The organism is Ruegeria arenilitoris (assembly GCF_013030265.1).
Classification (GTDB): domain Bacteria; phylum Pseudomonadota; class Alphaproteobacteria; order Rhodobacterales; family Rhodobacteraceae; genus Ruegeria; species Ruegeria arenilitoris_E.
Window position 1 is genome coordinate 235,632 of the sequence record NZ_WPZQ01000001.1, and the last position, 14,505, is coordinate 250,136.

Annotated in this window: 12 protein-coding genes; 10 read left to right on the forward strand and 2 right to left on the reverse strand. The window is 57.0% G+C overall.

What is annotated here, in order from left to right; all coding sequences use genetic code 11:
• Positions 1 to 249: 249 nt before the first annotated feature.
• From GOX61_RS01230 to GOX61_RS01250, 5 genes are all read left to right on the forward strand, one after another.
• The gene (locus GOX61_RS01230; protein ID WP_170330646.1) at positions 250 to 2,064 is read left to right on the forward strand and encodes an extracellular solute-binding protein; all 1,815 of its coding nucleotides are present in this window, start codon (positions 250 to 252) and stop codon (positions 2,062 to 2,064) included.
• 32 nt (positions 2,065 to 2,096) lie between these two features.
• Positions 2,097 to 2,921: a helix-turn-helix domain-containing protein gene (locus GOX61_RS01235; RefSeq protein WP_170330648.1), complete on the forward strand. Its 825-nt coding sequence runs from the start codon at positions 2,097 to 2,099 to the stop codon at positions 2,919 to 2,921.
• Positions 2,922 to 2,957: 36 nt separating this feature from the next.
• A complete protein-coding gene (locus GOX61_RS01240) occupies positions 2,958 to 3,434 on the forward strand; it encodes an arsenate reductase ArsC (RefSeq protein WP_170330650.1) in 477 nt (158 codons plus the stop codon).
• Positions 3,431 to 4,090: an aquaporin gene (locus tag GOX61_RS01245; protein WP_170330652.1), complete on the forward strand. Its 660-nt coding sequence runs from the start codon at positions 3,431 to 3,433 to the stop codon at positions 4,088 to 4,090. The genes GOX61_RS01240 and GOX61_RS01245 overlap by 4 nt, the downstream gene beginning before the upstream one ends.
• 191 nt (positions 4,091 to 4,281) lie before the next feature.
• The gene (locus GOX61_RS01250) at positions 4,282 to 4,509 is read left to right on the forward strand and encodes a hypothetical protein (protein ID WP_155147174.1); all 228 of its coding nucleotides are present in this window, start codon (positions 4,282 to 4,284) and stop codon (positions 4,507 to 4,509) included.
• Here GOX61_RS01250 and GOX61_RS01255 read toward each other — a convergent pair.
• Positions 4,506 to 5,129, reverse strand: coding sequence for a helix-turn-helix domain-containing protein (locus tag GOX61_RS01255; RefSeq protein WP_155147176.1), 624 nt, complete (start codon positions 5,127 to 5,129; stop codon positions 4,506 to 4,508). The genes GOX61_RS01250 and GOX61_RS01255 overlap by 4 nt on opposite strands.
• A 65-nt stretch (positions 5,130 to 5,194) precedes the next feature.
• Between GOX61_RS01255 and GOX61_RS01260 the strand changes: the two genes are divergently transcribed.
• The 5 genes from GOX61_RS01260 (at position 5,195) to GOX61_RS01280 (ending at position 11,047) form a co-directional block, all read left to right on the forward strand.
• Positions 5,195 to 6,712 carry a class I adenylate-forming enzyme family protein gene (locus GOX61_RS01260; protein WP_170330654.1) on the forward strand — a complete coding sequence of 506 codons (1,518 nt, stop codon included), beginning with the start codon at positions 5,195 to 5,197 and terminating at the stop codon, positions 6,710 to 6,712.
• Positions 6,709 to 7,368 carry a DsbA family oxidoreductase gene (locus tag GOX61_RS01265; RefSeq protein WP_170330655.1) on the forward strand — a complete coding sequence of 220 codons (660 nt, stop codon included), beginning with the start codon at positions 6,709 to 6,711 and terminating at the stop codon, positions 7,366 to 7,368. Before GOX61_RS01260 ends, GOX61_RS01265 begins: the two co-directional genes overlap by 4 nt.
• A gap of 75 nt (positions 7,369 to 7,443) precedes the next feature.
• Complete coding sequence (locus GOX61_RS01270; RefSeq protein ID WP_170330657.1) at positions 7,444 to 8,652, forward strand: multidrug effflux MFS transporter; 1,209 nt, start codon at positions 7,444 to 7,446, stop codon at positions 8,650 to 8,652.
• A 56-nt stretch (positions 8,653 to 8,708) separates the two neighbouring features.
• Positions 8,709 to 10,373 (forward strand): tetratricopeptide repeat protein, encoded by a 1,665-nt coding sequence (locus GOX61_RS01275; protein WP_170330659.1) that lies wholly within the window; start codon positions 8,709 to 8,711, stop codon positions 10,371 to 10,373.
• Positions 10,370 to 11,047 carry an SH3 domain-containing protein gene (locus GOX61_RS01280; RefSeq protein ID WP_170330662.1) on the forward strand — a complete coding sequence of 226 codons (678 nt, stop codon included), beginning with the start codon at positions 10,370 to 10,372 and terminating at the stop codon, positions 11,045 to 11,047. The genes GOX61_RS01275 and GOX61_RS01280 overlap by 4 nt, the downstream gene beginning before the upstream one ends.
• Here GOX61_RS01280 and mfd read toward each other — a convergent pair.
• Positions 11,044 to 14,499, reverse strand: coding sequence for a transcription-repair coupling factor (gene mfd, locus GOX61_RS01285; RefSeq protein WP_170330664.1), 3,456 nt, complete (start codon positions 14,497 to 14,499; stop codon positions 11,044 to 11,046). The two genes, GOX61_RS01280 and mfd, sit on opposite strands and share 4 nt — an antisense overlap.
• Between the last annotated feature and the right edge of the window lie 6 nt (positions 14,500 to 14,505).

Below are 14,505 nucleotides of genomic sequence, written 5' to 3' on the forward strand. Positions count from 1 at the left end.
ACTCTTTCCGGATCACATCATCGCGCATTGCCATCATGCAAATCAGGAAAACCCGACCACAAAAAAACGCCCGCACGAAGCGGGCGTTAAGTTATTGAGGCAGGTTTCATACAGGCAAGAAACCTATCGAGCAGTGCATCCTTTATAAGCAATTCCTTGCATTCATCCAAGCTAAAAGTTTGATAATATGAAAAATCATCGGTACGGTGAATCCCAACAAAATAAGGCCAGAGCAGGATTGTTTCCAAAATGAGCCAGGATTTTCTACACCCGTTTCGCTCTCTGATCACGGGAATCGCCACCATTTTCGCCGCATCGATGGCACATGCAGAATCGGCGCATGGCATAGCTATGTATGGGGACCCTGCTCTACCACCGGATTTTGTGTCTCTGCCCTATGCTAACCCTGACGCGCCCAAAGGCGGCAAGGTCGTGTTTGGAAATACCGGCGGCTATGACAGCCTCAACCCGTTCGTACAAAAAGGCACCTCTCCGTGGCAGCTTCGGTTCTGGACGCACGAAGGTCTGATGGGCCGCTCCTGGGACGAACCTTTCACCCTTTACGGGCTGTTAGCCGAATCGGTTGAGACAGCCCCGGACCGTTCATGGGTCGAATTTACACTGCGCGAAAACGCGCGATTCTCGGACGACAGCCCCGTCACGGTGGATGATGTCATCTGGTCCTACCAAACATTGGGAACCGAGGGACATCTGCGCTATCGCGGCTTGTGGTCCAAGATCGACAGTATCGAACAGACGGGCCCCAGATCAGTGCGGATTACGTTCAATGAACCTGACCGCGAACTTGCGATGCTGGCCGGGCTGCGACCGATCCTGAAGAAAGACCAATGGGAAGGTAAGGATTTCGCCAGCGCCCAGCTGCACGACGTCCCGATTGGAACCGGCCCCTATGTGATCGATGACTATGAGGCCGGGCGCTATGTCAATCTGCGCCGAAACCCGGACTATTGGGGCGATGATATTCCATTTCGTCGTGGTACCATGAACCTCGATGATATCCGGATCGAGTTTTACGGCGACCAGACCGTTCTGTTCGAGGCATTCAAGGCCGGAGAATTGTCAGCCGTCCGCGAATTCAACGCCGACAAATGGAATACGCAGTACAACTTCCCTGCCGTCCAGCGTGGTGACGTAATCAAAACCGAAATCCCACATGGCAAACCATCAGGAATGACCGGCTTCGTGATGAACACGCGTAAGCCGACTTTTGATGACTGGCGCGTGCGTGAGGCCCTGTTGCTGGCCTTCAACTTTGAGTTCATCAACGACACCATCACCGGCGGTGCACAACCCCGGATCACTTCCTACTTTTCGGGTTCTGATTTGGCGATGCAGCCCGGGCCCGCAACCGGACGCGTGGCTGAACTGCTGGAACCTTATGCAGATGACCTTATGCCCGGTACGATCGAAGGGTATGAACTGCCTCAGGGTGATGGATCTGCACGCAATCGTTCAAACATCCGTAAAGCGGCCAAACTACTGGAGGAAGCTGGCTGGACTATTCAGGACGGTGTCTTGCGAAATCAAAATGGCGACACCTTCATGATGACAGTCCTGCTGCAGCAGGGCGACAGCGACATGCAGACCGCGGTAGACATCTATTCGCGCGCGCTTGAACGCCTGGGCATTCAGGTTCAGACCGAGACCGTCGACAACGCTCAATACACTGGTCGTGTCGCAGAACTTGATTTCGACATTACCCCATTCCGTCGCGCGCTCTCGCTTTCACCCGGCAACGAGCAGCGTCTCTATTGGGGCAGCGAAGGTGCGGGAACGCCCGGAACCCGAAATCTGATGGGTGTAGCTTCACCTGCCGTAGACGGCATGATCGACGCTATGCTCGCCTCAGAAAGCCACGAAGACTTTGTTGCCGCGACGCGTGCGCTCGACCGTGTGCTGACCGCCGGTCGCTATGTTATTCCGATCTGGAGCTTTGATGTCGGCCGGATAGCTCATTCTAAAGAGCTGAAACAGCCAGAGAAGCTTCCGATTTACGGCGACGGTCCTGAATATATGCCACAGGTCTGGTGGTACGAGGATTGACGACCACGTTCTATTTCCATATTTCATGAAGTATGGAAATAGAAATTCACGATAAGCTGGGCGCATTGGCGCATCCCAAACGACTGGACCTGTTTCGGCTGTTAATGCGCAGATACCCGGATTCTGTTCCAGCCGGTCAAATTGCTGAGGCGCTGGACCTCAAGCCCAATACCACGTCTACCTATCTCAACGCCCTCAAGGCGGCTGACCTGATCGAACAGAGCCGTCATGGCACCTCGTTGCAATATACAGCCAAGCTCCCGGCTGTTCGCGAGCTGTTTGGCGGTCTGTTGGGCGAGTGTTGCCAGAACCGACCCGATTTGTGCATCACCAGATCCGGAGATCCCCTCATGACCAGCCCTGACCGCGTTCTGAACGCCCTGTTCATCTGTACCGGGAACTCGGCCCGCTCAATCATGGCAGAGGCCATTCTGAACCAAGAAAGTAACGGCACCATTAGGGCTTTCTCAGCCGGAACGGCTCCTTCTGGGTCGCCGAATGCAGATGTTTTGGAACTGCTTCGACAAAAAGGATACGACACCGCTGATCTTCGTTCGAAATCGGTGGAAGAGTTTGCGGCAGAGGGTGCGCCGCAGATGGATTTTGTCTTCACAGTCTGCGACCACGCCGCAAACGAGGCCTGCCCCGCTTGGCCCGGCCAACCGATGAGTGCGCATTGGGGACTTGCCGACCCGGTCAAAGCCCAGGGTACGGACGCGCAGAAGAACCTCGCGTTTCAACAGGCGTACGGCCTGCTGAGAAACCGCATTACAGCGTTTACCAGCCTGCCCTTCGAAACGCTCGACCGCATTTCGCTTCAACACAAGGTGGATGACATCGGCCGCATCACCGAGTGATCCACGAATCCACATTCAGCCCAAGGATAGCCATCCATGAACATACTGGTTCTGTGTACCGGGAACTCTGCCCGTTCGATTTTGCTGGAATCGATCTTTAATCATACTGGCGACGGGCGGGTACACGCCTTTTCCGCTGGCTCCAACCCCACCGGCAGAGTACATCCGCAATCTCTGACCCTGCTGAGCGCGCAGGGACATGACATCTCGGATGCACGCTCCAAAAGTTGGGACGAATTTGCAATCGAAGGCGCACCGGAAATGGACATGGTCATCACGGTCTGCGGGTTCGCAGCCGAAGAAACCTGTCCGGTCTGGCCCGGAGCGCCGGTACGCGCGCACTGGGGCGTGGAAGATCCCGCCGCCGCTGATGAGCCTGATTGGGATCAGGCATTTCGTACTGCCTATGACATCCTGGGCCGACGGGCCGCAGCTTTGCTTGAATTGCCAGTAGAAACGATGGAGAGCAGCGAACTTTCTGCTCAGCTCAAGCGTATCGGAGGCATTCAATGAACGCGCGCAAGTACTTTGCTGAATTCCTCGGCACAGCTTTCCTGCTGATCGGTGTGGTTGGTTCGGGGATCATGGCGCAGACGCTTTCAGACGGAAACATCGCTCTGGCGTTGCTTGCAAACGCGATCGCCACGGGCTGCATGCTTTATGCCATCATCACGACCCTGGGTCCGGTGTCTGGTGCGCATTTCAATCCTGCCGTGACCTTGGCCTTTGCCCTGCGCGGCGAACACCCCTGGAGCGCGGTTGCCCCCTACATGGTGGTTCAGATCGTGGGCGGGATCGTCGGCGTCTGGGCCTCACACTACATGTTTGATCTGCCGATTCTTCAGACCTCTGAAACTCTGCACCGCACTGGGTCTCACCAGTGGTTTTCCGAAATCATCGCAACGCTGGGCCTGCTGTTCGTGATTTTCGGCGGAATTCGGCACAAACCGGACACTGTACCAGCGCTTGTGGGCCTCTATATCACCGGCGCCTACTGGTACACATCATCCACAAGTTTTGCGAACCCGGCGGTCACAATAGCAAGGGGGTTTACGGATACCTTTGCGGGCATATACCCTGCGCACATACCGATGTTCATCGTGATGCAGATTATTGCTGTGTTTATCGGGCACATAGTTCTGAATTGGCTGTTTCAGCCCGAAGAATAACGGACCGGCCGCCACTCACTTTCAAGCAGGTCCGAACGCCCGTTGCGGGATGTCCGCAGCGGGCAATTTTTTGCCACTTTGTTACGTTGCGTCAAGGTGCGACATTTTGTCATGTCATCTGCAACACCACCCCGTCCTTACCCTGTCTGGGGGAGAGCAGTCCTGAAACACGTACAAAGGAAAGCTCGCAGATGCTGAACTGGACTGATCTGACGCAAGACTGGAGTGCATCTTACGCGCGTGCCAAACGCCGTTTTCCGAACTTGCGCGACCGCGATATGGCGCGTGTCAAGAAGGACCGAAAACGGTTCGAAGCTTATTTGGCGGAGCGCCACCATCTGACTGTGAACGAAGCCCACGAAGAGGTAGAGGACTTTCTGTTCACGGAAGGACTGAACCGCGAACTGGCCAGCCGTTAGGCCAGAGATGTCACCCAAAGGATCGTAGCATCCTCGTCACTGACGGAAATCACATTGTGTCCCATGCTGCCGTCGTAATAGGCGCTGTCGCCTCGGCGCATCTCAACGGGTTCGTAGAACTCGGTGTAAAGGCGCACAACGCCCGTCAGGACATACAGGAATTCTTCGCCATCATGGCGCACCCACCCATCGAACTCTTCCATTGAACGGGCGCGAACGCGGGCGCGATATGGCAACATCTGCTTTTTTGTGAGCGCTTCAGCAAGCAACTCATGTTCGTAAGTTGCGGTCGCGTGTGCTGTCCCTGCCCCCATCTTGGTCACTGCCATACGACCGATAACCTGATCACGCTCGGGCGGGGTGAAAAGCTGAGGCACCGAAATCTCAAGACCCGTCGCAAGCTTTTTCAGCGCGTCGTATGTCGGAGACATCTGACCATTTTCGATCTTGCTGAGCGTCGAGCGTGCAAGACCCGCCTGACTGGCTGCCTGCTCCAGCGTCCATTTGCGCGCCTTTCGCAGCTCGCGCACGCGGGCGCCAAGGTCTACGGGCTCAGGCTCGGTGCGGATACCGTTGTCACGTGCAATACGGACGATGGATTTGTGATCGCGGCTGGTCATGTCCACGTCTATAGGGCCAGCGACCAGCGCTTGCAACGCGCGTTGCACAGCGATAGCCAGATCGCATGTTGTCGATATTCGATCATGGCGCACCGCCGCCCTGCCCTGCACCATTCAATCTGGCCGCGCATGTTCTGCGCCATGCAGATGCAACCCCGGATAAGATAGCTTTGTCCGTATTGCGCGCAGACGGGGTCCAGAACTGGACCTACCGGGCATTGCAACGCGCTGTTCTGGCGACAGGCACCGGTCTGCTACAGGCAGACCTGAACCCCGGCGAAATTGTCCTGATGCGTTTGGGGAATACGGTGGATTTCCCGATCGCCTATCTCGGCGCAATCGCAGTTGGTCTTGTTCCGGTCCCAACCTCATCCCAACTGACCGAACCGGAAACGGCCAAGATTATAGAAGAGCTGGCCCCGGCTGCTATTCTACGCGATCCCGGCGTTGCCTGTGCAGCTCATGAGCGCGAGATCAGCCTGCAAGAGCTAGTCCGGATGCGCGAGCTGTCTGCTGCATCTTACCAAATGGGTGATCCTGAAAGGCTAGCTTACGTTGTCTACACCTCTGGAACATCGGGTAAACCGCGTGCCGTAGCCCATGCCCATCGAGCTATCTGGGCGCGGCAGATGATGGTGGATGGCTGGTATGGCTTGCGCCGCACCGACCGGCTGTGTCACGCGGGCGCTTTCAATTGGACCTATACGCTTGGTACCGGATTGATGGATCCCTGGACTATCGGAGCGACTGCCCTGATCCCCGAACCCGGCACCGATACTACAGCACTGCCCGATCTGCTACGAGTGCATAAGGCAACAATCTTTGCCGCCGCACCGGGCGTGTTCCGTAAAATACTGCAAAGCCGCGAGAAAATGTCTCTACCCAATCTGCGGCATGGTTTATGTGCGGGGGAAAAACTCTCCCGCCATCTACATGAAAAATGGACCCATATCACGGGAACCGAGCTGTACGAGGCATATGGCATGTCCGAATGCTCGACCTTTATTTCCGCCAGCCCGACACATCCCGCCCGGGGTGACAGCCTTGGCCAGCCCCAGCCGGGCCGCCGCGTGGCGATCATGGGGCCGGACGGGCCGGTACAGCTGGGTGAGGAAGGAACTATTGCCGTTCACCAATCAGACCCCGGATTGATGCTGACCTACCTCAACGCCCCTGACGAGGCGCGCGCCAGAATGCAGGGCGAGTGGTTCCTGACCGGCGATCAGGGTTCCATGGATGGCGATGGGCAGATCACCTATCTTGGTCGCGACGACGACATGATGAACGCAGGCGGCTATCGCGTTTCCCCGGTTGAGGTCGAAGCGGTACTGTCCCGCTATCCCGGCATATCGCAGGTCGGAGCTGCGGCTGTGGAGGTCAAACAGGACACATTCGTGATAGCAGCCTTCTATACCGGCCCAGAAAAGCTGGACGAGACGGCCTTGCGATCCTATGTCGAGGCAAATCTGGCGCGGTATAAGCAACCCCGTGCTTTTGTATATCTTCCGGCCCTGCCCAGCGGTGGCAACGGTAAACTACTGCGCCGCGCATTGCCGGCCCATTTCAAGGCGTCTTCCGAATGACCCAGACTGTCAAACTCGACATCCTGTCCGATCCGATCTGCCCGTGGTGCTATATCGGCAAGACGCATCTGGACAAAGCGCTGGCCGAAGTGCCGAACCACCCCTTTGTGATTGAATGGCACCCCTTTCAACTGAACCCTGACATGCCCGACATGGGTATGGATCGCCGCGAATATCTTGAACGCAAGTTCGGCGGCAAGGAAGGTGCGGTTCGCGCCTACGCGCCGGTTGTTGAGCATGCGGAAAACGCCGGGCTGAAGATCGATTTTGAGGGTATGCAGCGCACCCCCAATACACTGGATGCCCACCGATTGATCCACTGGGCCGGGATCGAAGGCAAACAGAACGAAATCGTCGACGCCTTGTTCGATGCCTACTTCGTGCAGGCCCGCGACATCGGGGATCACGAAGTTTTGGCCGACATCGCAGACAGTGTCGGGATGGATGCCGCGGTGGTACTGAAACTGCTGCAATCAGATGCTGATCGCGAGGATATCCGCAAGCGTGACAGCCATTCACGCGAAATGGGTGTCAGTTCGGTCCCGACGTACATCGTCGCCAATCAACACGCCGTTCCGGGTGCGCAACCACCTGAAATGTGGGGAAAAGTGATCGGCGAAATCATGTCTCAAATTGAGGCTTCCTCTGCAGAATAGCACATAGATCTGTGCATTTTCCCACCTAGTCCAACCCGTTCAGCCGTGATAGCGCGAACGGGTAAGGAGTCTTTTATGGCCGACCGCATGTCCAAGGCGGAATTCATTGCGCTTATCGCAATGATGTTCGCCACCATCGCATTTTCGATTGATTCAATGCTGCCCGCCCTTCCCGAGATCGGCGCGCAGCTAAGCCCAGATGACGTCAACCGGGCGCAGTTGATCCTGACCTCTTTCGTGTTGGGAATGGGGATCGGCACATTCTTCACAGGCCCAATTTCAGATGCGGTCGGACGCAAGCCGGTGATTTATGCCGGTGCCGTCCTTTACATTATCGCATCCGCCGTAGCCTGGGCCAGTTCGTCGTTGGAAATGGTACTGGCTGCACGTGTGGTTCAGGGATTGGGCGCAGCTGGTCCGCGCGTTGTTGCCATGGCTGTCATCCGCGATCTTTACTCTGGTCGCGAAATGGCGCGGATCATCTCGATTGCGATGATGATCTTTACACTGATTCCTGCTGCTGCCCCGATGCTGGGAGCTGGTGTCATTGCTATCGCAGGATGGCGCAGCATCTTTGTCTCCTTCATCCTGTTTGCTCTGATCGTCATACTCTGGATGGGCATTCGCCTGCCCGAGTCGCTGGCGCGCGAAAACCGCCGCCCGTTTCGTCTGCCGCTAATGGTATCCGCCGTGAAAGAGATGTTCGCGCATCCCACCGTGCGCTTGTCCATTCTGGTTCAGACCTTGTGTATGGGCGTGTTGTTCACCATGCTGACCATGGTGCAGCCGGTTTATGACATCATCCACGACCGGGCCGATAGCTTTCCGTTCTGGTTCGGCTTTATCGCGCTTGTCTCCGGGTCTGCCAGCCTGCTGAACGCTGCATTGGTCGTGCGTGTTGGTATGCGGCGAATGGTGACCTGGGCCTTGGGTGGCCAGATATTGATCACATCGGCCGTCATCTCTGTAAGTATGATGAACCTGTCGCCCGAAGCTGATTTTGCCCTGTTTGTCTTCTGGCAGACCACTGTGTTCTTTATGGCCGGTGTGACGATGGGCAACCTTAATGCCATTGCAATGGAACCCATGGGCCATATCGCAGGAATGGCCGCGTCGGTAATTGGATCGATTGCAACGGTTCTGGCGGCAGTCATCGCAGCGCCAGTGGGCCTGTTGTTCGACGGATCGTTGACACCACTGACCACCGGGATTCTGACCATGTGCGTAATCGGCTTTGGCCTGATGGTCCATATGGGCCGGATTGAAAACAGACTGCCCGCCTGATCTGTGCAGCGGCTGTGAAACGCGCTAACCTGCCTGCAATTGGTGGGGAGTTTTCGATGAGCGACTATTACGATCTGGGCACACATACCTGCCCGGTCACGACATCTTCGTCTGAAGCACAGACATGGTTCGATCGCGGTCTGGTCTGGACATACGGATTTAACCACGACGAGGCGGTTGCCTGCTTTCAACGCGCGCTGGAACATGACCCCGAATGCGCAATGGCCCACTGGGGCATCGCCTACGCGGCTGGTCCCAACTACAATCTGCCCTGGGATCTGCGCGATGAGCGTGGGCAGATCAAAGCCCTGAACTGCGCCTATGATGCCACCCAAAAGGCGCTGGCATTGATGGACGGCTGTACTACGGCTGAAAAGGCCCTGATCCGCGCCCTGCCCGCACGATACCCGCAGCGTGATCCGGCCGAAGACATGCACATCTGGGATCACAACTTCGCTGATGCGATGCGGGTGGCCTTTACCGAGCAACCTGATCATCTGGATCTGCGCTCGATCTACGTTGAGGCGCTGATGAACCTGACGCCATGGCAGATGTGGGACCTGACAACCGGGCAGCCTGCCGAAGGGGCCGCGACACTCGAGGCGCAGGAAGCGCTAGAATGGGCGATGGCGAACAATCCGGCCACGATGACCCATCCCGGATTGCTGCACCTCTATGTCCATCTGATGGAAATGTCGCCCACACCTGAAAAGGCCCTGAAAGCTGGTGATATTTTGCGGGCTCTCGTGCCCGATGCTGGCCATCTGGTGCATATGCCAACGCATATTGACGTACTTTGCGGACACTACCACAACGTCGTCTATTGGAATGAAAAAGCCTCCGAAGCCGATCTGAAGTATTACGAACGTGAAGGTGCCTTCAACATCTACACGGGATACCGCCAGCACGATTATCACTTTGCCATCTACGGAGCTTTGTTCCTTGGTCAGATGGAACCCGCTTTGCGCGCCAATAAGGGTTTGTGGGCTACAACACCCGAAGAGATGCTGCGCATCGAAAGCCCCCCTATGGCGGACTATTTTGAGAGCTACATGTCCATGGGTCCGCATATCCTGATCCGGTTTGGACGCTGGGATGAGGCAAAGGCGCTGGAACTGCCTTCTGACCCTGATCTGTATCTTACTCTGACCGCAACAACACACTACGCTCGTGCAATTGCACATGCGGCGACCAATCAGGTCGCTGAGGCCGAAGCGGAAGAGCAGAAGTTTCTTGCAGCCAAAGATCGCGTTCCGGAAACCCGCCTGATGCACAATAACCGTGTCGTTGATCTGCTTGAAATTGCGAGGGAAATGCTGCGTGGAGAGATTGAATATCGCAAAGGCAACTATGTTGCGGCTTATGCCCATCTGCGTCGCTCGGTCGAGCTGGACGATACCCTGCCATATGATGAACCTTGGGGTTGGATGCAGCCGACCCGACACGCGCTGGGGGCGCTGCTGTTCGAACAAGGGCATGTGGATGAGGCCGAAGCGGTCTATCGCGAAGATCTTGGCCTTGGTGGTTCACTCAGCCGTGCGTCAATCCACCCCGACAATGTCTGGAGCCTCAAAGGCCTGCATGATTGCCTGAAGGCCCGCGGAGAAACTCTTGAAATCAAACAGATCAGGCAGCGACTAGACCTTGCTCTGGCACGTGCCGACCGAGCAGTTGGCGCCTCCTGTTTCTGTGCACAAGCTGCGATGAAGGCCGCCGAATGAAACTAACACCATTGTTAATCGCCGTTCTGCTTGCAACTCCGGCACTGGCAAACCGACAGACCTTTCCCCCTGTCGACGAGGCGGAGCAGGATCCATCCCTGCAGGCATTCAGAACCGAGCTGTTGGCCAGTGTCGCGGCCCGGGATATCAACCGTGTCGTCGGGTCTAGCTGCCCAGATATCTACCTCAGTCACGGCGGTTCAGGTGGTCCTGAAGAATTTCAAGCAAACCTGACACTGGATCCTGAAACGCTGGACGAAAGCCTGCGTGATCATGCGGATGAAATCCGGGACGCCTATTGGGCCGCCCTCGAAGACACTCTGTCTCAGCCAGGGTATTTTGATGATCAGGGCGAGTTCTGGATGCCCTATCAGTGGAAACTGACACTCCCCGCCTCACTCGATCCTTTCGTTGCCTATTACGTCACGGGTGAGAACGTCACATTGCGTCAGGGCCCATCCCGTTCGGACAGCGTGCTTGGCCAGATCAGCCACGAGGTCGTCATCATCTCGGACTATCAGGAGGGCGCGGACTATCAGCTGGTGCGCCTGACAGATGGCACACCCGGATACATGCACAGCGATTTTCTGTGGTCCATGGTCGGCTACCGAGCCGCCTTGGCGAAAGCCGAAAACGGAGACTGGCAGCTTTGCACCTTTGTGACGGGTGACTAGGCGCTGGCCTTCTTCTTTTCGCCCACCACCTTCTCGGCCAGATCACGAGCGATGGCAAAGGCGCCCTTGATCTTGTCACTGTCCTTTTTCCAGTCGCGGCGCACAACGATCTTGTTGTCCTTGACCTTGGCCAAACCGCGCTGGTTCTGGATGAACTCGACCAGCCCCTGAGGCGAAGCAAATTTATCGTTGTGGAACTGAATTGTCGCGCCCTTCGGCCCACCGTCCAGCTTGGCGATCCCGGCCCGTTTGCACATAGCCTTAATGCGGACGACCAGCATCAGCGTGTTCACCTCTTTCGGCAGTGTACCAAAACGGTCGATCAATTCGGCCGCAAACCCTTCCAGTTCCACCTTGGTCGAAAGCGATGACAGGCGTCGATAGAGGCCCAGACGGACATCCAGATCGGGCACATAATCCTCGGGGATCAGGACAGGCACGCCCAGATTGATCTGCGGGGCCCATTGATCGTCGGCATCCGACAATCCTTCCATCTCACCCGCTTTGATTTTGGCAATCGCCTCTTCCAGCATCGACTGATAAAGTTCATAGCCCACATCGCGCATCTGACCAGACTGCTCCTCGCCCAGCAGGTTGCCTGCGCCGCGAATATCGAGATCCTGCGAGGCTAGCGTGAACCCGGCGCCCAGCGTATCCAGTGAGCCCAGAACACGCAGGCGTTTTTCGGCCGTTGCCGTGAGTTTCTGACGCGGTTTAGTGGTCAAATAGGCGTATGCGCGTGTTTTCGAACGCCCTACCCGGCCACGGATCTGATAGAGTTGTGCAAGCCCGAACATATCAGCCCGGTGCACGACCATCGTGTTCGCCGTCGGAATATCCAGTCCGCTTTCCACAATTGTGGTGGCCAGCAGCACATCGTATTTTCCGTCATAGAAGGCATTCATCCTGTCATCGAGTTCGCCCGCAGCCATCTGGCCATGCGCCACGACGTAGGTGAGTTCAGGCAATTGCTCTTTCAGGAATTCCTCGATCTCAGGCAGGTCCGAGATGCGCGGCACCACATAGAAACTCTGCCCGCCGCGATAATGTTCGCGTAACAGTGCCTCGCGGATCGTGACCGCGTCGAATTCACTGACATAGGTGCGGATCGCCAGTCGATCGATGGGTGGGGTTCCAATGATCGACAGATCACGCACTCCGGTCAGACTGAGTTGCAGGGTGCGCGGAATGGGTGTCGCTGTCAGCGTCAGCACGTGAATATCGGAACGCAGTTGTTTCAGGCGCTCCTTATGCGCAACGCCAAAATGCTGTTCTTCGTCGATGATCAGCAGACCGAGGTTGTTGAAGCGTATCCCCTTCGCCAGCAAAGCGTGCGTACCGACAACAATATCAACAGTTCCACGCGCGAGCCCATCACGCGTTTGTTGCGCTTCTTTACCAGAGACAAAGCGGGAAAGCTGCCGAACCTCCAGCGGGAAGCCCCGGAAGCGTTCCTTGAAGCTGGCCGCATGTTGTCGGGCCAGCAGCGTTGTCGGCGCGACGACCGCCACCTGGACACCGGACATCGCTGCTACAAAGGCTGCCCGCATTGCAACCTCGGTTTTGCCGAAACCTACGTCGCCGCAGATCAGGCGATCCATCGGCGCGCCTGAATGCATGTCCTCCATCACCTCGGCGATCGCACGCAGCTGATCGTCGGTCTCCTGATACGGGAACCGGGCGCTGAACTCCTCCCACGCATGCGGCGGCGGATCCATCACGGGCGCCTTGCGCAAAGCGCGTTCGGCAGCGATACGGATCAGCTTGTCCGCCATCTCGCGAATGCGCTCTTTCAGCTTGGCTTTCTTTGCCTGCCACGCACCGCCGCCAAGTCTGTCCAACAATCCTTCTTCGTGACCGTATTTCGATAGCAGCTCGATGTTCTCGACCGGCAGGTACAGTTTGGACTGCTCGGCATATTCCAACAGCAAGCATTCATGTGCGGCCCCTGCCGCAGTCACGACCTCCATACCCATGTAACGACCAATACCGTGATCGACATGCACCACAAGATCACCGGGACTGAGCGATTGGGTCTCGGTCAGGAAATTCTCGGCCTTCCGGCGTTTCTTGGGCTGTCGGATCAGGCGATCGCCCAGAACATCCTGCTCGGCGATGACTGTCAGATCAGGCGTCTCAAACCCATGCTCCAGTGCCCAGACTGCCAGATGCAATCCGCGCTTGCCAATCCGCTCGCCGCCTGCGACAGGGATCGCTTCGGCCAGTCCCTCATCCTCGATCAGACCGGTTAAACGCTCGCGTGCACCTTCGGAGTAGGAGGCGATCAAAACCGGCCCTTTGTCCAGCTTGTCTTTAATGTGTCCGGCCAGCGCACCAAACAGGCTGATGCTTTCCTGCTGACGTTCGGGGGCAAAGTTGCGCCCAATCCGCCCGCCTGCATCGATCACACCGGGACCGCTGGCTTGGGGCAGCGGGCTGAACTGCATGACACGACGTTCACCGACCGCTGTCTCCCATGCGGCGTCATCAAGATACAGCAAACCCGGAGGAGTTGGTTTGTAAACCGTATCCATCCGCGACCGGCTATCGAGCGCAAGACGCCGCGTTTGGTATTGGTCCTCAATACTCTCCCAACGTGCCAGCCGCGCGGGGGTGACCTGATCATCCAACGAAATCGTGGCACCGGGCAGATAGTCGAACAGTGTCTCGAGCTTTTCGTGAAAGAAGGGCAGCCAGTGTTCCATGCCTTGATGCTTGCGACCGGCACTTACCGCCTCGTACAGCGGGTCATCTGTCCCCGCTGCACCGAACTCAATTCGATAGTTCTGACGGAACCTTGTAATCGCAGCATCGTCCAGAATGACCTCGGATACCGGGGCAAGCTCTACGATCTCCAATTTTTCGGTCGTGCGCTGAGACACCGGATCAAATCGGCGGGCCCCATCCAGAACGTCGCCAAACAGATCCAGCCGGACCGGACCGGTTTCGCCGGGCGGGAATATGTCGATGATCCCACCCCGAACGGCATAATCGCCGGGCTCCATCACCGTCGGGCTTTGTGTGAAACCCATCCGTACCAGGAACTTCCGCAGCGCGTCTTCATCTACGCGTTGGTTTACGCGCGCGGTAAATGCCGCCTCGCGCAGAACATCGCGTGCCGGGATTCGCTGGGTTGCAGCGTTGAGCGTTGTCAGAAGAACGAACTGCTGGGGCATCTGGTGCACCAGCGCGGCCAGAGTTGCCACACGCGCCGCAGCGATATCCGGATTTGGAGAGACCCGGTCATATGGCAGGCAATCCCATCCGGGGAACACGAACACTGGCATATCCGGCGCAAAGAAAGTCAATGCAGCCCGCATTGCCTCCATCCGCTTGTCATCGCGCGCGACATGACAGACCGGGCTACCGGAACGAGAGACCTCGTTCAGGACAAGCTGTGCGTCATACCCTTCAGGGGCGCCGCCAACTATTACGTGGTTCGGAGCCTTCATCGCCTC

Coding starts and splice junctions, on each gene's coding strand:
- GOX61_RS01260 (WP_170330654.1), top strand. CDS start 5,195: ATGTTGTCGATATTCGATCATGGCGCACCGCCGCCCTGCCCTGCACCA.
- GOX61_RS01275 (WP_170330659.1), top strand. CDS start 8,709: ATGAGCGACTATTACGATCTGGGCACACATACCTGCCCGGTCACGACA.
- GOX61_RS01250 (WP_155147174.1), top strand. CDS start 4,282: ATGCTGAACTGGACTGATCTGACGCAAGACTGGAGTGCATCTTACGCG.
- GOX61_RS01280 (WP_170330662.1), top strand. CDS start 10,370: ATGAAACTAACACCATTGTTAATCGCCGTTCTGCTTGCAACTCCGGCA.
- GOX61_RS01235 (WP_170330648.1), top strand. CDS start 2,097: ATGGAAATAGAAATTCACGATAAGCTGGGCGCATTGGCGCATCCCAAA.
- GOX61_RS01245 (WP_170330652.1), top strand. CDS start 3,431: ATGAACGCGCGCAAGTACTTTGCTGAATTCCTCGGCACAGCTTTCCTG.
- GOX61_RS01255 (WP_155147176.1), bottom strand. CDS start 5,129: ATGACCAGCCGCGATCACAAATCCATCGTCCGTATTGCACGTGACAAC.
- GOX61_RS01265 (WP_170330655.1), top strand. CDS start 6,709: ATGACCCAGACTGTCAAACTCGACATCCTGTCCGATCCGATCTGCCCG.
- GOX61_RS01240 (WP_170330650.1), top strand. CDS start 2,958: ATGAACATACTGGTTCTGTGTACCGGGAACTCTGCCCGTTCGATTTTG.
- mfd (WP_170330664.1), bottom strand. CDS start 14,499: ATGAAGGCTCCGAACCACGTAATAGTTGGCGGCGCCCCTGAAGGGTAT.
- GOX61_RS01270 (WP_170330657.1), top strand. CDS start 7,444: ATGGCCGACCGCATGTCCAAGGCGGAATTCATTGCGCTTATCGCAATG.
- GOX61_RS01230 (WP_170330646.1), top strand. CDS start 250: ATGAGCCAGGATTTTCTACACCCGTTTCGCTCTCTGATCACGGGAATC.